Source organism: Luteitalea sp. TBR-22, assembly GCF_016865485.1.
In the GTDB taxonomy this organism is placed as follows: domain Bacteria; phylum Acidobacteriota; class Vicinamibacteria; order Vicinamibacterales; family Vicinamibacteraceae; genus Luteitalea.
The window spans coordinates 2406679-2425065 of sequence record NZ_AP024452.1 but is presented as its reverse complement, the minus strand read 5'-3'; the positions used below and the strand labels follow the sequence as shown (position 1 = coordinate 2425065).

15 protein-coding genes are annotated in these 18387 nt (G+C 69.5%); 4 read left to right on the top strand and 11 right to left on the bottom strand.

The genetic code is table 11. The features are described 5' to 3' along the window. Positions 1-211: 211 nt before the first annotated feature. From TBR22_RS09965 to TBR22_RS09950, 4 genes are all read left to right on the top strand, one after another. Positions 212-1594: a tetratricopeptide repeat protein gene (locus TBR22_RS09965; protein ID WP_239492826.1), complete on the top strand. Its 1383-nt coding sequence runs from the start codon at positions 212-214 to the stop codon at positions 1592-1594. Further along, on the top strand, positions 1591-3363 hold the full coding sequence (locus tag TBR22_RS09960) for a CRTAC1 family protein (protein ID WP_239492825.1): 1773 nt from the start codon (positions 1591-1593) through the stop codon (positions 3361-3363). The genes TBR22_RS09965 and TBR22_RS09960 overlap by 4 nt, the downstream gene beginning before the upstream one ends. A gap of 116 nt (positions 3364-3479) precedes the next feature. Then, positions 3480-4895, top strand: a complete 1416-nt coding sequence (locus TBR22_RS09955) for a M28 family peptidase (protein WP_239492824.1) — start codon at positions 3480-3482, stop codon at positions 4893-4895. A 103-nt stretch (positions 4896-4998) separates the two neighbouring features. After that, positions 4999-5454, top strand: coding sequence for a DUF411 domain-containing protein (locus tag TBR22_RS09950; RefSeq protein ID WP_239492823.1), 456 nt, complete (start codon positions 4999-5001; stop codon positions 5452-5454). Between the two features lie 238 nt (positions 5455-5692). Here TBR22_RS09950 and TBR22_RS09945 read toward each other — a convergent pair whose 3' ends face one another. From TBR22_RS09945 to TBR22_RS09895, 11 genes are all read right to left on the bottom strand, one after another. Continuing rightward, positions 5693-6643 carry a sugar phosphate isomerase/epimerase gene (locus tag TBR22_RS09945; protein ID WP_239492822.1) on the bottom strand — a complete coding sequence of 317 codons (951 nt, stop codon included), beginning with the start codon at positions 6641-6643 and terminating at the stop codon, positions 5693-5695. Between the two features lie 125 nt (positions 6644-6768). Beyond that, positions 6769-7923, bottom strand: a complete 1155-nt coding sequence (locus TBR22_RS09940; RefSeq protein WP_239492821.1) for a cysteine desulfurase family protein — start codon at positions 7921-7923, stop codon at positions 6769-6771. Positions 7924-8003: 80 nt separating this feature from the next. After that, positions 8004-8540 (bottom strand): hypothetical protein, encoded by a 537-nt coding sequence (locus tag TBR22_RS09935; RefSeq protein WP_239492820.1) that lies wholly within the window; start codon positions 8538-8540, stop codon positions 8004-8006. A 222-nt stretch (positions 8541-8762) separates the two neighbouring features. Next, positions 8763-9146: a DUF3037 domain-containing protein gene (locus TBR22_RS09930; protein ID WP_239492819.1), complete on the bottom strand. Its 384-nt coding sequence runs from the start codon at positions 9144-9146 to the stop codon at positions 8763-8765. Then, positions 9124-9903: a HipA family kinase gene (locus TBR22_RS09925; RefSeq protein ID WP_239492818.1), complete on the bottom strand. Its 780-nt coding sequence runs from the start codon at positions 9901-9903 to the stop codon at positions 9124-9126. The genes TBR22_RS09930 and TBR22_RS09925 overlap by 23 nt, the downstream gene beginning before the upstream one ends. 114 nt (positions 9904-10017) lie before the next feature. Then, positions 10018-11214 carry a nucleoside permease gene (locus TBR22_RS09920; protein ID WP_239492817.1) on the bottom strand — a complete coding sequence of 399 codons (1197 nt, stop codon included), beginning with the start codon at positions 11212-11214 and terminating at the stop codon, positions 10018-10020. Next, the gene (locus tag TBR22_RS09915) at positions 11215-11892 is read right to left on the bottom strand and encodes a DUF1080 domain-containing protein (protein WP_239492816.1); all 678 of its coding nucleotides are present in this window, start codon (positions 11890-11892) and stop codon (positions 11215-11217) included. A 94-nt stretch (positions 11893-11986) separates the two neighbouring features. Then, positions 11987-12124 carry a hypothetical protein gene (locus tag TBR22_RS09910; RefSeq protein WP_239492815.1) on the bottom strand — a complete coding sequence of 46 codons (138 nt, stop codon included), beginning with the start codon at positions 12122-12124 and terminating at the stop codon, positions 11987-11989. A 165-nt stretch (positions 12125-12289) separates the two neighbouring features. Next, positions 12290-13570 (bottom strand): Gfo/Idh/MocA family protein, encoded by a 1281-nt coding sequence (locus TBR22_RS09905; RefSeq protein ID WP_239492814.1) that lies wholly within the window; start codon positions 13568-13570, stop codon positions 12290-12292. Between the two features lie 164 nt (positions 13571-13734). Next, positions 13735-14700 (bottom strand): SUMF1/EgtB/PvdO family nonheme iron enzyme, encoded by a 966-nt coding sequence (locus TBR22_RS09900; protein ID WP_239492813.1) that lies wholly within the window; start codon positions 14698-14700, stop codon positions 13735-13737. Positions 14701-14955: 255 nt separating this feature from the next. Beyond that, positions 14956-18336: a carboxypeptidase regulatory-like domain-containing protein gene (locus TBR22_RS09895; RefSeq protein WP_239492812.1), complete on the bottom strand. Its 3381-nt coding sequence runs from the start codon at positions 18334-18336 to the stop codon at positions 14956-14958. Between the last annotated feature and the right edge of the window lie 51 nt (positions 18337-18387).

Below are 18387 nucleotides of genomic sequence, written 5' to 3'. Positions count from 1 at the left end.
ACAGGGACGAGGGGACGAGTCACGAGGGCGGCCAGGGACAAGGGAGGAGAGAGCAAGGGACGAGGGACGTCCGTCCTGAGGCCGAGCGACATGGAGCGCGACGTGGTGAGGGAGGAGGGGCAGGCGCACAGCGCCCCATCACTACCGACCGCCCTGGGCACCCAGCACCGCAGCTCCCAGTTCCCGGCCGCATCCATGCTGTAATGCCGTCGTGGCCGTCCTCCCGTTCGCCCCCCTGCTGCTGGCCGGCACGCTGGCCCTGCAGGCGCCCGCGGACTGGCGCAGCGTGCCCCTCGACAGCTACCCTCCCGACGCACGCACCCAGATCGGCGCCGCCCGCGACGCCGTGGCGGCCAGGCCAGCCGATGCAACCGCCGTCGGCGAACTGGCGCTGGTGCTGCACGCCTGGGAACAGTACGAACTCGCCGCGCAGGCATACGCCGAGGCGCAGCGGCTCGCCCCGGACGACGTGACATGGTGGGCGCTCTCGGGCGTGCTCGCCACCCGCATGGGCCGTCACGACACGGCGGTCACCGCGTATGCCCGCGCCGCAGCGCTCTCCCCCACCCCGCTCCTGCTGTTGCGGTACGCCGACGCGCTGCTCGAGCAGGCGCGGCTCGAAGAGGCACGCAAGGCCTACGAACGCGCCGTGCAGATGGCCGAAGCCGAGCCTGCCGCGCGTTATGGCCTCGGCCGCGTCGCGGTGGCATCGGGCGACCCGACACGTGCGCGCGCCGAGTTCGAGCGGGCGGTGGCGCTGGTGCCGACGTTCGGCGCCGCCCATTACGCGCTGGCCCTGCTCCAGCGCAAGGCCGGCGAGATGGACGCGGCGCGGGTCTCGATCGCCCGTCAGCAGCAATGCCTGGCGTGCTGGCCGATGCCACCCGACCCCTACTCGGCTCGCCTGGCGTCGGTGCGCACCGACGCGTCGGCGCTCCTGCAGCGGGGCATCGACGAAGCCTCACGCGCAGATGCCGCCCCGGCCATCGTCCTGCACGAGGAGGCGGTGGCGAAGAACCCCGACCTCCTGCAAGCACGCGTGAACCTGATCACGCTCTACGGACGGACCGGCAACCTGCCGAAGGCCGAGTCGCACTACCAGGCGGTGGTCGCCAGCGGCACGCAGCTCGCCGAGGCGCATCACGCCTTCGGCCTCGCGCTGCTCGCGCTGAAGGAACCGGCGCGGGCGCAGGCCATCCTGCGGCTGGCCATCGCGGCCAATCCGCAGGATGCCGAGGCCCACAACGCTCTCGGGCTGATTGCCGAGACCACCGGCCAGGCGGCAGAGGCAGAGGCCGGATACCGGGCCGCTGCGGCGGCCATGCCGCGACAACGCGGCTTCCACTTCAACCTCGCGCGCGCGCTCGTCAGCCGCGGCCAACTCGACGAGGCCCTCGCGGTGCTGGTGCCACTGGCCTCACCCGACGATGCGGAGAGCGTGCGGTACGTCTACGCCGCGAGCGCGGTCCTTGCTCGCAAGGGCGACGCCGCGGGCGCGCGCCGCCTCGGCGAGGACGCCCTGGCGCGGGCCCGTCGGCACGGGCAGGCCGACCTGGCCGCGGCCATCGAGCGCGACCTTCAGAGGCTCAAGTGAAGCGCACCGTGCTCCTGCCCACGCTGGTCATCGTCGCCTCGGTCGGCGGCGGGCTGGCGCTGTCGGGCCAACAGCCAGGCAGCCCCCGGTTCGAGGACGTGGCCGAGGCCACCGGCCTGCGCTTCGTGCACGACAACGGCGCGCGTGGCGACTACTGGCTCACCGAGATCATGGGCGCTGGTGCCGCGCTGTTCGACTACGACGATGACGGCGACCTCGACGTGTTCCTGGTGCAGGGTGCGCCGGGGACGGCGCAGGACCGGGCACCGGCTGCGGGGACCGGGAATCTGACGCCAGGCACCGCGTCGCGGGCACCTGAGCCCGCGACGTCGCGCCTGTTCCGGAACGACCTGGAGAAGCCGGGGGGCACCCTGCGGTTCACCGACGTGACCGCGCAGGCCGGCGTCGGGCTCGTGGCGCAGGGCATGGGCACCGCGGTAGGCGACTACGACGGCGACGGCGATGTCGACCTGTACGTGACGACCTACGGCGACAACGTGCTGTACAGGAACGAGGGCCAGGGCCGCTTCCGCGACGTGACGCAGGAGGCCGGCGCGAACGACCCGCGCTGGAGCACGGCGGCCGCCTTCGTCGACTACGACCGCGACGGCGACCTCGACCTGTTCGTGGGCAACTACGTGGATTTCACGCCGGCCGGCAACAAGCCGTGCATGGAGGCGGCTGGGCTGCGCGATTACTGTGCGCCCGTGGCGTACCGGCCAGTGCCGGATCGGCTGCTGCGCAACCGTGGCAACGGCACCTTCGAGGACGTCACCGCCGCGGCCGGCCTCACCCGGGCCGACGGCAACGCGCTCGGCGTCGCGGTGAGCGACTTCGACGCCGACGGCTGGCCTGACATCTACGTCGCCAACGACGCCACCCCGAACCAGCTCTGGATCAACCGGCACGATGGCACGTTCGAGGACCTCGGGCCGCTGTCGGGGACCGCGTACAACGCCGCGGGGCGCCCGGAGGGCAGCATGGGCATCGCCGCCGGCGACTACGACCGTGACGGCGACGACGACCTGGTGGTGACCAACATCATCGGCGAGACGTTCGTCCTCTACGAGAACGACGGCACCGGCGCCTTCGAGGATCGAAGGGCGGCCGTCGGCCTGTCGTCGGCCACGGCGATGATGACCGGCTTCGGGGCCGACTGGTTCGACGCCGACAACGACGGGTGGCTCGAGTTGTTCATCGCCAACGGCGCGGTGAACCTGATCCCGTCGCTGCGCGCGACGCCCAACCCGTTCAGGCAGCGCAACCAGTTGTTCACCACGAGGCCCGCGGCCAGCGTCGCGGCCAAGGCCGCTGGCCGGGCGCCCGCGCCGCCCGTCCGCCTCACGGAGCTGACGACCCAGGCAGGACCGGGCCTCGAACTCGTGGAGGTGAGCCGCGGCGCGGCCTTCGGCGACATCGACCTCGATGGGCGCGTGGACGTGCTGGTGACCAACAACGGCGGGCCGGTCCGGCTGCTGCGCAACGTCTCCAGCGCGACCGGCCACTGGCTGCGGTTGTCGTTGGCGGCGGCAACCGGCAATCGGCGCGCGCTCGGCGCGTCGGTACGCGTCGACCTCCCTGGCGCGCCGCCGGTCGTGCGCCGGGTGCGTTCGGGCGGCAGCTACCTGTCTTCCTCGGACACCCGACTGCACATCGGACTCGGCTCCGCGACCGGCCCCGTCGACGCCACGATCACCTGGCCGGACGGGGTGACCCAGAGGGTCGCGGGCCTGACCGTCGATCGAGAGCATGTCATCCGGCGCCCGTAAGTGGTGCGGTCGGCAAGACTCTACAGGACAAAGCGTCACATCCAGCGACGAACACCTCGCTCGAGGCGTACGCTGGCGCGAGCCCGGCGGGCGTTTTCGCGGATAATCGCGGGCCAATGCCGACCCGCCGCCAGTTCCTCGCGACCGTCCCCGCCATCGCCGCCGCCGAGCGCGGGCGCGCCGCGCGTGGCCAGTCACAGCCGGCCACGTCCGTCGCCCAGCCGGCCGCGCCTGCGTGGTTGGGGTCGATCAGCGCCGACATCATGCGGCTCGTCGAGGCGAGCCTGGCCACCAGCCGAGGCTGGGATCGGCTCGCGGAACTTTGCGACACCTTCGGCAGCCGACTCACCGGCTCGCGCAACCTGGAACTCGCCATCGACTGGGCCGCCGAGGCGATGCGTCGCGACGGCCTCGATCGCGTCAGGCTGCAACCCACCAGGGCCCCGCATTGGGTACGCGGAGACGAGTCGCTCGAGCTCGTGACGCCTGCCCCGTCTCCTCTGGTGATGCTCGGCCTCGGGGGCAGTGTCGGCACGCCCGGCGACGGCATCACGGCACCGCTGCTCGTGGTGCGGAGCTTCGACGAGCTGAACGCCCGCGCCGCCGAGGCCAGGGGTCGCATCGTGCTGTTCGACGTGCCCTTCACGTCCTACGGGCAGACGGTGGCCTACCGGGCGATCGGCCCGAGCCAGGCCGCCCGACACGGGGCCGTGGCCGCGCTCGTGCGCTCGGTCGGCCCCATCGGCCTGCGCACGCCCCACACCGGCGCGTTGACCTACCAGGCCGGCGTCCCGCAGATCCCCGCCGCAGCCATTCCCGTGGAGGACGCCCAGCGCCTGTCGCGCCTGCTCGCCCGCTCGGTGCCCGTGACGCTCCGGCTGCGCATGGCGGCACGGACGCTGCCAGATGCCGACTCGGCCAACGTGATCGGCGAGATCACCGGGCGTGAGCGCCCCGAGGAGGTCGTGCTGCTCGGGGGCCATTTCGACTCGTGGGACCCGGCTGGCGGCGCCTCCGACGACGGCGTCGGCTGCATCGTCACCTGGGAAGCCGCGCGGCTGATGGCCCAGCTCGGGATGCGGCCCCGGCGCACCGTGCGCGTCGTGCTGTTCACCAACGAGGAGAACGGGCTGCGCGGCGGCCTGGCCTATCGCGACGGCTTCGCGGCCGACGCCGGCGCCCACGTGCTCGCACTGGAGTCGGACATCGGCGTGTTCGAGCCCATGCGACTCGGGTTCACCGGCAACGACCGGGCGCGCCAGATGATGGCCGACGTGGTGGATCTCCTCCGCCCCATCGGCTTCCCGCCGCTGGGACCCGGCGGCGGCGGCGCCGACATCGGGCCCATCGCGCAGCTCGGGCAGACGCCGACCATGGCGCTCTCGGGCGATGCGTCGAAGTACTTCGTGATCCACCACACGCCCGCCGACACGGTCGAGCGCATCGACCCGCGCGAGGTCGCCAAGGCGGCGGCGGGCATCGCCGCGGTCGCCTGGGCGGCGGCGGAGATGGAGACGCCACTGCCGCGCTAGGCCACGCGCATCGGACGCCCGGCGCCCGGTGCCCGATCCCCGGCGCCCGATCCCCGGTGCCCGGTGCCCGGACGATGGTATGTTGGCCAACGGAGGGTTTCTCGTGACGCAGAACGTCGTGGCACGCTTGGCCAGCGGGCTCGTGGGGGCGCTGGCGCTGGCCGGCGTGGTGGTGACGGCGCAGCAGAAGGCGCCGACGATCGTGGTCTACAAGACGCCGACGTGCGGGTGCTGCACCAAGTGGGTCGAGCACCTGCAGGCCGCCGGCTTCACGGTGCAGACGCAGCACCGTGACGACCTGACCATCATCAGGCAGACGCACAAGGTGCCGCCGACGGCGACCTCGTGCCACACCGCGCTCGTCGGACCGTACGTGGTCGAAGGACACGTGCCGGCCGCCGACGTGAAGCGCATGCTCGCCGAGCAGCCGAAGATCAAGGGCATCGCCGTCGCCGGCATGCCGGTCGGCTCGCCGGGCATGGAAGGCCCGGCGCCGCAGAAGTACGACACGGTGGCCTTCACCGAGGCCGGCAAGATCACCGTGTTCGCAAAGCACTAGGTAGGGCGCGGTCTCCGACCGCGCCGTTGGCACACGGCCCACGGCTCAAGGCTCAAGGCTCAGAAGGCATTCCGACTTCGCTCCGGATGCCATCTGAGCCCTCGCCTGCCCTCGCGCCCCCCGTCGGACAACTCGCCAAGCGCCGCCGGCGCAGATGGCGAGTCTTCAAGTCCGACGGCTACGTCCGTCGGCATCCATCAGGATGCTCCCTGAGCCCTGAGCCGTGAGCCTTTGAGCCCTATTTGAACGCCGCGCGCAGCTGCGCGATCGCCTTGGGCACTGCCGTCTCGGCCGGCGCCTTCCCCTCGAACTCCAGCGACACGTAGCCGCGGTACTGCTGCGCGGCGAGGATCCTGGCAATCCGCGTGTAGTCGATGTCGAGCGAGTACCACTCGCCGCCGCCCTCATACGTCTTGGCCTGCACGAAGACCGTCTTGGGGGCAATCTTCTCGAACTGCGCGTACTGGTCGTCGAGGAAGTTGCCCGTGTCGGCCAGCACGCCGAGCCACGGCGAGTTCACCGCGTCGACGATCCGCATCAGGCCGTCGGCGGTGCGCGCCAGGCCCCAGTGGTTCTCGAGGGCGAGGACCACGCCGAGCTTCTCGGCGGTGGGCAGCAGCTTCTCGATCGACTCGATGCACCAGGCGAAGCCCTGGTCCTCGGTCACGCCCGGCAGCACCGGCTCGATGCCGCGGTTCTTCATCAGGTCGTCGAACGACTTGGTGGTGTTCCAGCGGCCCGTGTTGAGGCGCAGGCACGGAATGCCCATCGCGTAGGCCAGCTCCATGCACTTGACCGTGTGGTCGATGTTCTTCTGGCGCTCGGCGGCGTCGGGGAACACGAAGCCCTGGTGGATCGACAGCGCGATGAGGTCGATGCCGTTGACGAAGGCGTGCTTCTTCAGCGACTGCAGGTAGGCGTTGTCCTCGCGCGGCATCTGCCGGTGCAGGAGGTCGACGCCCTCGACGCCCACCGCGGCGGCGTGCTCGATCACCTTCTCGAGCGGGTATGGCTGGTCGGCCGGACGGAAGTGCCAGTACGAGTACGACGACACACCGAGCTTGACGCGCCCGGGCCCCTTGCCGAGGCTGGCCGGCGCCTGCGCGCCAGCGGTGGACGTGAACGGGAGGGCCGCAGCAGCCGCGGCCGTGCCAGCGGCGCCGAGCAGGGCGCGACGTGAGAGGGACATGCGAGTGGAACTCCTTCGGGGAACGGCCTTGGGCCTTGGGCCATCGGCCTTCGGCCTTCGGAACGCGCGAGTAGGCGCCGAGCTTCAGCTCGACGCGTCCGTTGACCATCGACCTGGGTCGAAGGCTACATCTTAAGGGCAGCCGCCCGCTCGATGGCGGCGATGACCGCGTCGACCTCGGCGTCGGTGGTCGGGCGTCCCACGCTGATGCGCAGGTTGGTCAGGCCGGGCGCGCGACCGATGGCGGTGAGCACGTGCGACGCTTCGCCGGTCGCCGACGTGCAGGCCGAACTCGTCGACACGCACACGTCGTCGCCCAGCGCCGCGAGGAGCGCGTCGCCGGCAGGCCCCGCGAGGCTGACGTTCAGGTTGTTGGGCAGCCGCGCGTCAGGCATCGCGACGGGGTCGGGCCCGTTGAGCAGCACATCGGGGAACGCCGCGCGCAGCGCCATCCACAGTCGGTCGCGGAGAGCCTGTTGCGTGCGCCGGTCGTGCTCGAGGTCCTCGACCGCGAGGGCTACGGCCTCGGCCAGGCCGACGATGCCGGGGACGTTGAGGGTGCCACTCCGGAGGCCGCCTTCGTGCCCGCCGCCGTCCAGTTGTGGCGCCAGCGCACAGGGCGTGCGCACGTAGAGCGCGCCGACGCCCTTCGGGCCATACATCTTGTGCCCGCTCATCGAGAGCAGGTCCACCTGCAGCGACCGCACGTCCACCGGCAGCTTGCCGAACGACTGCGTCGCGTCGGTGTGGAACAGCACGCCGCGCGCCCGACAGAGCGCGCCGATCGCGGCCAGGTCGTGCACCACGCCGATCTCGTTGTTGGCGTGCATCAGCGACACGAGGATCGTGTCGGGGCGCAACGCCGCCTCGACCGCGTCCACCGACAGCCGGCCGTCGGTGGCCACCGGCAGGATCGTCAGGTCGATGCCCTCGTCGCGCAGCGCCTTGCAGGCGTTGAGCACGCACTTGTGCTCGGTCGCGGCGGTCACGACGTGGCGACCACGCTGCCGGCAGATGCGGGCCACGCCCTTGATGGCGAGGTTGTTCGACTCGGTGGAGCCGGAGGTGAAGACGATCTCGCGCGGCGAGGCCGCCCCCACGGCGGTGGCAATCCGCTGGCGCGCCTGCTCCACGGCGGCGCGGGCCTGCAGGCCGACGCGATGGCTGGTGCTCGCCGGGTTGCCGAACACCTCCATGAAGTAGGGCGCCATGGCGCCGAACACACGGGGATCGACGGGCGTCGTCGCGTGGTAGTCGAGGTAGATGGGTGCTGCTGGCATGGCCGACCGACAGGGTCAGTCCGGATTCTCCCCTACTCTTCGCCCCACGGCCAACCCTGCCGGGGGCCTATGACGCTCGGCTAGGGCCAGCTGACCACGACGTCGCTGAAAACCTGCCCGTTCACGCCCACCCACCGGAGCGTGGCCTTGCCCTCGGCCATGCGCAGTAGATCGTCGGACCGCGCCGTGAAGCGCGACGCATCGCCCGAGCGCTCGCCGTCGAGCGGGCTCGCCGCGAGTTCGAGTCGCACCGTGCGGCCGCTGGTCTCGACATCCACGAGCACCACGGGCTGCGCGATGCGCTGTCCGGGCTGCCCCTCGGCGTCCAGGATGTACACGGTCAGCTCGCCGGTGTCGGGCACCAACACGACCTCCGCATGGGCCACGTGTGCGCCCAGGGGCACGATCTTGCCGCCGTGCGGCGGCTGGTCGGCGTGGGTCTCGGTCTCCTCGAAGACCTTCGCGGTCGCCTCCTCCAGGGCCTTGGGCGCCACCGGCGCCTCCGCGGTCGAAGCAGCGTCGGGCTCGGACGCGGGCTCCGACGAGCAGGCAGCCACGCTGCCAGCGACCACCAGGGCGAGCAGCACCCGGCGCACGGGCCAGGCAGGGACGGTCATGAGCATCTCCTTCCGACTCACAGGGCAACGGCGTGGTCCCCGACCGTGCCGATCTCGCGGGACGCAGGCGATCCCGCCCGAGGGGCTCGCCTTACAGGTCTGTCGTGTCACTGACGACTCTGCGCGACGCATCGCGGCCGACGCCGCGCCGTGGGGCGCACGCCCTGCCTCGATGCACGATGCGCACCACCGACAGGATTGTAGCCACCAGGCCGCGAGGCGCTAGCCCACGTACTGGCGCAGGAGGCGATCGATGGTGATCGCGGGGTCGCGGCACCAGCCGGTGTGCGCCGGCGAGGTCTGGATGACGGTGCTGCGCGGCGCGACCAGCCAGTGGAAGCGCTGCCGCGGCGGCAGCTCGCCGATCGGGCCGGCATCGTCGTGTCCGCGGGCCACCGCCTCGAACGCCGCCAGGTGACTCCGCACGGCCTCGAGGTCGACGCCAGGGGAGAGGGCCAGCAGGCGCGCCTCGTCGAGGGCGATGCGCGTGTCGAGGAAGCGCAGCGTCGGGCACGAGACGATCACTCCCGCGTTGACGAACTCCTCGCGCGCGACGAGCGGCACGACGCGGATCACCGCGTAGTCATACGCGTGGCCGTCGCGCACGGGCCGCCTCCTCGACGAAGGGCCGGGCGCCCTCGACCCGGGTCCGCAGGTACGACGCATACGCGGCCCGCTCCTGGGCGGCGCCGTCGGGCGGCAGCCACGCGTCGGGGACGAGCGAGGCCACCGCGGCGATGGCATCGGGCGTGAGCCGCGGCGCCAGCCGGGCATCGGCCCCCGCGAGGTCGGAGGCCCGCGGCAGCAGCACGTGCTCCTTGATGCGCGTGAAGGGGTCGTCGACGCGCGCCGCGAAGTCGGCGGCGTCCGTCCCGTGATGGAAGTACAGGCACGCGCCGTGGTCGATGAGCCACGCCCGGCGGTGCCACATCAGCAGGTTGGTGTTGCGGGCGGTGCGATCGACGTTGCTGGTGTAGGCGTCGAACCACACGATCTCCGACGCCAGCGCGGCATCGAGGCGATCGGCGACCGGGTCGAAGCCGACGGCGCCCGGCAGGTAGTCGAGCGCGAGGTTGAGGCCGGCACTGGCCCGGATCAGCTCCTGGATCTCCGGGTCGGGCTCGGTGCGCGCCAGGTCGGGGTCGAGATCGACGAACACGAGCTCGGGAACGGGCAGGCCCAGGGTTCGCGCGACTTCGCCGGCCACCAGCTCGGCGACGAGCGCCCGCGCCCCCTGCCCCGCCCCGCGGAACTTGAGCACGTACAGCCCGTCATCGTCGGCCTCGACGATGGCCGGCAACGACCCGCCCTCACGGAGCGGCGTCACATAGCGGGTGACGCGGACGGTTCGGAGAGACAGCATCGGAAATTTCAGAATTGCAGGGATTTCAGAATTTCAGGAGCAGAGTCAGCAGGTCGATCCGCTGACCCTGCCAATGAAATTGTGAAAGTCTGAAATTGTGAAATGCCGCGCCCTCTACCTGGCTTCCGCGTCCTTCTTCTCGTTGAACATCACGGCGAAGAGGGCCAGGACGAGGGCAGCGAAGGCGGCCGGCACGACCCAGATGGCCGGCCAGTTGTGGCTGGCCGCGCCGAGTTCGTACATGCCGAGCACGCGGCCGAAGACCAGCGAGCCGATGAACATGCCGGCGCCGAGCGTGACGAACGCGATGAAGCCCTGCGCCGCACCACGCAGGTGCCCGGGCGCCTTCTTGTCGACGTAGATCTGGCCGGTGACGAAGAAGAAGTCGTAGCACACGCCGTGCAGCAGGATGCCGATGTAGAGCATCCACATCCCGGCGTCGGCATTGCCGAACGCGAAGAGCGTGTAGCGCACGACCCAGGCAGCCATGCCGACGATCAGCATCCACTTGACGCCGAGCCGCGCGAAGAAGAACGGCATCAGCAGCATGAAGCCGATCTCGGACCACTGCCCGAGCGTCATCTTGGCGGCGACGGCCGGGACGCCGATCTCGCTGAGGAACGTGCCGGCCAGCCCGTAGTAGAACTGCAGCGGGATGCAGATGAGGAACGAGCCGATCACGAAGATCGCGAACGAGCGTTCCTTCATCAGCGCGAGCGCGTCGAGGCCGAGGATGTTGCGCAACGTCGCCGCGCCGGTCGCGGTGGGCGGCGTGTGCGGCAGCGCGAAGCTGTAGAGGCCCAGCAGCGCCGACGAGACCGCCGCGACGCGGAACATGCCGGCGCTGGTCCCGAAGCCCATCAGCCCGATCACCGAGCCGGCGACGATCCAGCCGATGGTGCCGAGCACGCGGACCGCCGGGAACTCCTTGCCCGGGTCGGTCATCTGCCGGAACGACAGCGAGTTGGCCAGCGCCAGCGTCGGCATGTAGCAGAGCGTGTACACCAGCAGGACCCCGTAGAACGAGGTGAAGTCGGTGAGCGTCGAGACGTAGAACAACAGCGCCGCGCCGACCAGGTGCAGCACCGCGAGGATCTTCTCGGTGGCGAAGTAGCGGTCGGCGACCATCCCGACGAAGAACGGCGACACGATGGCCGCCAGCGCGGTGGCGCCGTACGCGAGGCCGATCTCCCCGCCGCTGAACTTCAGGACCTCATTGAGGTACGGCCCCATCGTGACGTACCACGTACCCCACACGAAGTACGTGAGGAACATCAGGATGGAGAGCTTGACGCGGGTGGCGGTGGGCATCTACTTCAGGTCCTTGATCCGGATGTTGCGGAACTCGACGAGGTCGCCGTGGTCCTGCAGCACGATGTGGCCGCGCGCCGCCTTGCCGTACATCGGCCACACCTTGAACTTGCTCTCGGCCACCATCTTCGTCCACTCGGGGCTGCCGAATTCGTAGGTGACCACCTTCGTGCCGTTCAGCCAGTGCTCGACGTGGTTGCCATGGACGACGATCTTCGCGGTGTTCCACTCGCCGGCCGGCTTGCTGACGGCAGCGCTCGGCGCGATCAGGTCGTAGTTGGCGCCGGCGAGACGGTCGGGCCCGTTCTTGGCGTCGGGGTGCCGCTCGTTGTCGAGAATCTGGTACTCGGGACCGCTCCAGTACGGCGCGTCCCCCTGCGTGACCACGCGGTACATGATCCCGCTGTTGCCGCCGACGGCGATCCGGTAGTCGAGCTCGAGCTCGAAGCTGCCGTACTGCCCCACGGTCATCAGGTCGCCGCCCTTGTCGGTGCGGGCGAGGATGCCGTCCTTGACGGTCCAGCCGGCCGGCGGCGCCTCGCTCTTGAACGAGCGCCAGCCCGCCAGGGTCTTGCCGTCGAACAGCGGCGTCCAGCCATCCTTGCCGGCCGGTTGCGCGATCGCCGAAGCGCCCATCGCCAGCGTGGCGACGAACGCGAGGATTCCCATACGCGTCATCGAACGAACTCCTCGGAGCACGGGCAGAGTGCAGGCGCCGTGTGGGCGCCATGGTATCCGGCTTTGGGCCGGCAGGACAGGGATGGCGGGAGGATCAGGCCGCAGGTGGGGTGGCCTGCACCGGCGGGACCGTCGGCGAGGGCCGCGCGGCACTGGCCGTCGTCGGCACGGCGGCCGCGTCGGTGCCGCCCTCGTACTGACAGGCCGGCACGGCCACGCCGCTGAGCGCCACGAACAGCAGCGCACGCGCCGCCCTACGGCGCGGCGCGGCCGCTGCAATTCGAAATTCGAAATTCGAAATGCTCAATCGACTCGACCTCTTCGCGGTCGAGTGGCCTCCCGTCTCAGGAGGCCACCGACCCACGAATTTCAAATTTCCAATCTCAAATTGCCGGCGTCAGTTGGTCGCCTGCCCCGGCATCGGCACCGGCGGCGTGGCGATCGGGCCCAGTTGCAGCGTCGCCGGCATCAGCGACTCGGTCGAGGCCATCGCCTCGTCCCAGGTGATGGCCTTGCCGCTGTAGGCCGACATCCGGCCCATGATCGCGGTCATCGTCGAATCGACGGTGTAGGGCAGCTCGTTGACGTGGACACCACCGCGGATGGCCTTGATCAGGTCGATGTGCTCCTGCACGTACGGGCTGATCGGATCCTTGTCGCCCTTCCAGGTGGTGGCGCCGGCGATCTCGTACTTGTCGCACTGCGCCGTGCCCTTGGTGCCGACCAGGGCCTCGGAGACGCTGTTGGCGCAGTTGTCGATCTGACGGCACATGCTGAGCATGTGTGACCCGTCGGGGTACTCGTAGTCGACCGCGAAGTGGTCGAAGATGTGGCCGTACGCCTTGTCGGTGCGGACCTGGCGGCCGCCCATCGCCATCGCCTTCACCGGGTGCCCCTGCTTGGCCCAGTTGATGACGTCGAGGTTGTGGATGTGCTGCTCGACGATGTGGTCACCGGAGAGCCAGGTGAAGTACAGCCAGTTGCGGACCTGCCATTCCATGTCGGACCAGGCCGGCTGCCGGTCACGCTTCCACAGGAAGCCCTGGTTCCAGTAGGCCCGCATCGCCACGATGTCGCCGATCGCGCCGCCGTGGACGCGCTTCATCGTCTCGATGTAACCCTGTTGATGGTGCCGCTGGAGCCCCGTGACCACCGAGAGCTTCTTGGCGTTGGCCTGTGCCGACAGCGCCATCACCTTCTTGATGCCGGGCGTGTCCACCGCCACCGGCTTCTCGCAGAAGACATGCTTGCCGGCGGCAAGCGCCGCCTCCAGATGGCTCGGGCGGAATCCCGGAGGCGAGGCCAGGATCACGTAGTTCACCTCCGGGTGCGCGACCACCTTCTGGTAGCCGTCGAAGCCCGTGAACACGTGCTCCGGCTTCACCGCCGCGCGCGCGCCGTATTGCTGCGACAGGCGCTTGAGCGCCTGCTCGCTGCGATCCCCGAACATGTCGGCCACGGCCACCAGGCGCACGCCGGTCTCGTGCCCCTTGAACACGTCGGCCACCGCGCCCGACCCGCGCCCGCCGGCGCCGATCAGGCCGATGCGGATCTCGTCGCTGCCTTGCGCGTGCGCCCCGGGGATCACGCCCCAGCCAGACGCCAGGCCGCTGCCCACGGCCGCAGCCGTCGTCGTCTTCAGGAAATCGCGTCGGGTCGAACCGGTTTGCTCTGACATCTCGATACCTCGTTGGCCATCTGCGGCCTCTGTAGGCGTCGAGCTTCAGCTCGACGCTCACCGTGCGGGCATCACCGACCGTCGACCTGAAGGTCGACGGCTACGACGCGGGCCCACATTACTTCTGCGTTCGGCGTTGAACGTTAGACGTCAAACGTCAACCGTCAACGGTCCCCGCTCTCCTTGATCACCTGGCTCTTGATCCCCTTCAGGTTCGGCTGCTCCTCGAGCGCGCGCACCACGCGGAAGCCGACGTGGTCGGCGTCGGTGTGCCAGTAGATGCTCTGGGGGACCTGCGGATCGCGCTGGCTCCAGTCCTCGTGCGACGGCTGGCGGTTGGCGTAGCGGAGCTTGTCGGCGCCCTCGATGAACGAGCCGCCGCGGGTGGGGTGCGGGTACCGCTTGTCGGTCGGGATCGCCACCGGCTGCGTCGCCTTGGCGCCCCACTCGGCGTAGCGGTTCTCCGCGTACATGTCGAGCACCCACTCGGCGACGTTGCCGAGCATGTCGTGCAGGCCGAACGCATTGGGCGCCTTGGTGCCGACCTTGTGCGGCGTTTCCTTGGCGTTGCCCGAGTGCCAGGCCTGCTCCTCGAGGTTCGCGGGCTTCGCACCCGTGTCGCCGGCGCGGGCCGCATACTCCCACTCGGCTTCGGTCGGCAGCCGGTACGCCTTGCCCGTCACCTTCGAGAGCCAGCGGCAGTACTCCATCGCCGCGTGCTGCGTCATCGCCAGAGCGGGCATCTTGCCCTTGCCGTAGCCCTTGGCCTCGTCGCCGTAGGCGCGCGACGGCTTGGTGACCGCATCGACCGCATCGCCCGCGCCGCCATCACCGGTGCGCGCACCGGTGTTGCCGACGAACGCGAACTGGTCGTACTCGTCCCAGGTCACTTCCGTCTTGCCGATCCAGAACGGCTTGAGGGTGACCTCCACCTGCGGTCCCTCGTCGGCATCGCGGCCGGCTTCGGAGGCGGGACTGCCCATGAGGAACGTGCCGCCGGGCACCGCCACCATCTCGAAGGTCACGCTGCTGTTCGGGATGGTCTCGGTGTACGAGGCGGGGGGAGTGGATTTCGGCGCAGGCTGCGCCATCAGCGCGGCGGCACCTGCTGACAGGAGGGCCGACAGCACCACTCCTGCCTTGGGTAACCCGCCCCGCCGCCATGAAGGAAGACGATGAGGAAACACGATGAGGCGGAGTGTATCGCCAAGCTGCGGCGAAGGAAAGCAAAAGGGCGGAGCGACATGTGTCGCCCCGCCCTCGATAGCCTGCAGGCTGCTGGCTGCAGCCTGCCTGCGTCAGCCGTCTAGAACTCTCGAGGGCGTCCCACGGACGCCTTCGAGTGAGCGTGTTGACTGAGGCCGCCGTGGCGGCCGGAGGTCAACTTAGAAGAGCACCCGCACGCCGAGCTGCACGTCGCGACGGTTGCCGTCCTTCGACGTGATGCGGCCGAACGTGCCGCTGAGCGGGTTGGCGTCGATGCCGCCCAGGTTCGGGTGGTTCAGGAAGTTGAAGCACTCCGCACGGAGCTGCAGCTTGCGGTTGCCGCCCATGTTGAAGTTCTTGAACAGGGCGATGTCCCACTGCATCTCGCCCGGGTTGTAGTAGGCGTTGCGCGGCGAGTTGCCGAACGTGCCGTTGGCCGGGCGGACGAAGACGCTGGTGTCGAGCGCCTCGGTGCCGGGACCGGTGTAGAGCTGGAAGTTCGTGCTCGACGGTCCGGTCTGGCTCCACGGCTGGCCGAAGCCCGCGTCGCCGACGCCGGCGATGTCCTGGGCGCTCTGGCCGACCGTGAACGGCGTGCCCGAGCGCATGAAGGTCGCGCCCGAGATCTGCCAGCCACCGAGCAGGTTGCCCATCAGCGTGGTCTGGTCACGGAAGATCGGCAGGTCGTAGATGTAGTAGAAGTTCAGGATCTGCCGGCGGTCGAAGCTCGACGGCCCCCAGAAGATCGTGTCGTCGTAGGTGTTCCACAGCACGTTGCGCTTGTCCGAGCCGTTGTCCTCCGACTTGGACAGCGTGTACGCGAAGCCCACCTTCAGGCCGTTCGTGTAGCGGCGGTCGGCCGAGATCTGCAGCGAGTTGTAGATCGAGCGGCCCGCGTTCTCCGACAGGCGGATGACGCCGTACCCCTTGTAGGGACGGAGCGCGGCGATGTTGACGCCCGGGTTCTGGTACAGCGTGCCGAGCGGCAGCTGGTTGATGTTGCGCTCGCGCTGCAGGTACAGGCCGCGACGCCCGACGTAGGTCACGTCGAGGATGAACCCGAACGGAATCTCGCGCTGCACGCCCGCCGACCAGATGTACGAGGTCGGGTGCTTGAACACGAGGTCCTGCGCGGTGGCGCCAATCGGCAGGTTGCTGGCGCTCACGCCCACGCCGCCCGGATTGTCGGCGATGCCGTTGGCCACGGTGGCCTGCGGCTGGAACGGCACGTTGCCGCCGAGCAGCGTCGAGTCGTTCAGCGTCACGCGGTTGTGGAACATGCCGAGGCTGGCGCGCATGACCGTCTTGTCGTTCCACTGGTAGGTGGCGCCGAAGCGCGGCTCGAAGACGTTCTTGTGCGTCTCGGAGAAGCCGCGGTCGTAGCCCTGGAACAGGCGGAGCACCGCCGGGTCGTTGGCGATGACCGACTGCTGGCCCTCACCGAGGAAGCCCTCGCCGGGCAGGATCATGCCGTTGTAGCGGACGCCGCCCGAGAGCGTGCCATTGGCCGGGTTGACCGTCGGCGCGAACGCCGGGTTGTAGGCGCTCTCGGCGAACGTCGCGATGTTGTTGGTCGTCGAGTACCAGGGCGGCCAGTACACGTAGCGGAACCCGCCTTCGACCGTCAGCTTGGCCGTCGGGCGCCACGAGTCCTGCACGAAGGCGTCGACCGCGAGCGCACGCCACTTGGTCAGGTTGCGCTGGCCGAGCTCGGCGTAGTTCGAGAACAGGCCCATCGCCACGTTGGCCACGCCCACGCCGGTGCCGCCAGCGCGCCCGTCGAGGAACTCGAAGCGGCCGTTCTGGTTGTTGGTCGAGCCGGGGATGGCGCTGACGTTGATCTGGTCGAAGTCGTCCTGGCCCGAGTACTCGAACTGCACGCCGGCCTTGAACGTGTGACGGCCGCGCACGTACGTGCTCACGTCCTGCCACGTGTGGATCGGGCCCGACGAGAACGCCGGGTACGGACCACCGTCGATCTCCGAGAAGTTGCTGATCGACACCGTCGGAATCTTGTCGACGATCTCCTTCTCCTGGAAGATGTACGGGTAGTTGATGCCCGAGTTGCTGCGCTTGTAGAGGCCCGTCTCGGTGAACACGTTGATGAACACGTCGTCACGCGAGAACGTGTAGCTGAACTCGTTCACCCAGTTGCTCTTGATGCTCGAGGTCCAGCTCGCGGTCTGCGTGAAGTTCGGGCGCTCCCAGTCGGTGCGCGCAAACGGGAACGAGCCGCGGAACGCGTCGACCGCCACCCAGTTGGAGCGCGAGAAGCGGTAGGCGAACTGGTTGCCGGCGTTCGGACGGAAGTCGAGGCGGATGTTGTCCTTGCGCTGATCCTGCGGGTTCTCGCTGTTCTGGATCAGGTTGGCCGAGCCCTGGCGGAAGCCGGGCGTCGGCTGCGGGTAGGTGTTGAGGATCGCCAGCCCGTTGGCCGAGAGGCGGTTGGCCGGGATGATGTTGCCCGGGAACGGCTGGCCCGTCAGCGGGTCGATGATCGCGATTGCGGCGCGGAAGCCGTTGTTCGGATCGAGCAGCTCGCTGAAGTCGCCCTGGCGCATCTTGAGCGTCGGCACCGTCGCGGTGTTGGTCGCCACCTGGAAGAAGTTCACCCACTCCTGCGCGCCGAAGAAGAACAGGCGGTTCTTCAGGATCGGGCCGCCCACCGAGTAGCCGTACTGCTTGAAGTCGAACGGCGCCGGGCCGCTGTTCTCGACCGGGTTGGTCGAGCGGTTGCGGGCCCAGGTGTTGGCCTGCAGCGACTCGTCGCGGTAGAAGAACGAGGCGTTGCCGCTGAAGCGGTTGCTGCCGCTCTTGGTCACGAAGCGGATCTGGCCGCCGCTGGCGCGCCCGTACTCCGGCATGTAGTTGCCGGTCAGCACCTGCACTTCCTGCAGCGCGTCGACGTTCTGCACGCCGACGATCGCGCCCGCCGAGCGGGTGCGGATGGCCGTCGCGCCGTCCACCGTGATGTTGTTCTCGTCCGAGCGGCTGCCGTTGATGTTGAAGCCGCCGTTGGAGAGGCTGGAGAAGCCGTAGTTGTTGAAGGAGCCGCCGCTCACGCCGGCCTTCAGGCCCGCCACGCCGATCGGGTTGCGACCGTTGAAGGAGAGCTGCTCGATGTCCTTGGCCTCGACCGTCTTGCGGAGGGCCACGTCGGTCTGCAGCCGGGCCGCTTCCGCGACCACGGTGACCTCTTCGGACAGTTCGCCGGTCTCGAGCGTGAAGTCGAGGGTCTGGCGACCGGCCGCGTCGGCCTGCACGCCCGTGCGGCTCGCCTTCTTGAAGCCCTGCAGTTCCGCGCTGATGTTGTACTGCCCCGGCAGCAGCGTCGAGAACGTGTAGAAGCCGGATTCGTCGGACACCGCGGTGTCGACGACGCCACTGGCGATGTTGGTGGCCGTCACCGTGACGCCGGGCATCACTCCGCCCTGTTGGTCACGAACGGTGCCGGAGATGGCCGAGCGTTCGAACTGCGCGAACGCGGGCGTACCGGCGAGCAGCAGCACGGCAACCGCCAACAGGCGTTGCAGGCTCCTCCCCACGTGGACCTTCCCCATAAGTGCGTTCCTTCCTTCGTGTGTGTTGCCGGAGCCTGCGCCCCGACCTGC

Coding starts and splice junctions, on each gene's coding strand:
- TBR22_RS09925 (WP_239492818.1), bottom strand. CDS start 9,903: ATGCTGTCTCTCCGAACCGTCCGCGTCACCCGCTATGTGACGCCGCTC.
- TBR22_RS09920 (WP_239492817.1), bottom strand. CDS start 11,214: ATGCCCACCGCCACCCGCGTCAAGCTCTCCATCCTGATGTTCCTCACG.
- TBR22_RS09895 (WP_239492812.1), bottom strand. CDS start 18,336: ATGGGGAAGGTCCACGTGGGGAGGAGCCTGCAACGCCTGTTGGCGGTT.
- TBR22_RS09940 (WP_239492821.1), bottom strand. CDS start 7,923: ATGCCAGCAGCACCCATCTACCTCGACTACCACGCGACGACGCCCGTC.
- TBR22_RS09955 (WP_239492824.1), top strand. CDS start 3,480: ATGCCGACCCGCCGCCAGTTCCTCGCGACCGTCCCCGCCATCGCCGCC.
- TBR22_RS09945 (WP_239492822.1), bottom strand. CDS start 6,643: ATGTCCCTCTCACGTCGCGCCCTGCTCGGCGCCGCTGGCACGGCCGCG.
- TBR22_RS09905 (WP_239492814.1), bottom strand. CDS start 13,570: ATGTCAGAGCAAACCGGTTCGACCCGACGCGATTTCCTGAAGACGACG.
- TBR22_RS09915 (WP_239492816.1), bottom strand. CDS start 11,892: ATGACGCGTATGGGAATCCTCGCGTTCGTCGCCACGCTGGCGATGGGC.
- TBR22_RS09935 (WP_239492820.1), bottom strand. CDS start 8,540: ATGACCGTCCCTGCCTGGCCCGTGCGCCGGGTGCTGCTCGCCCTGGTG.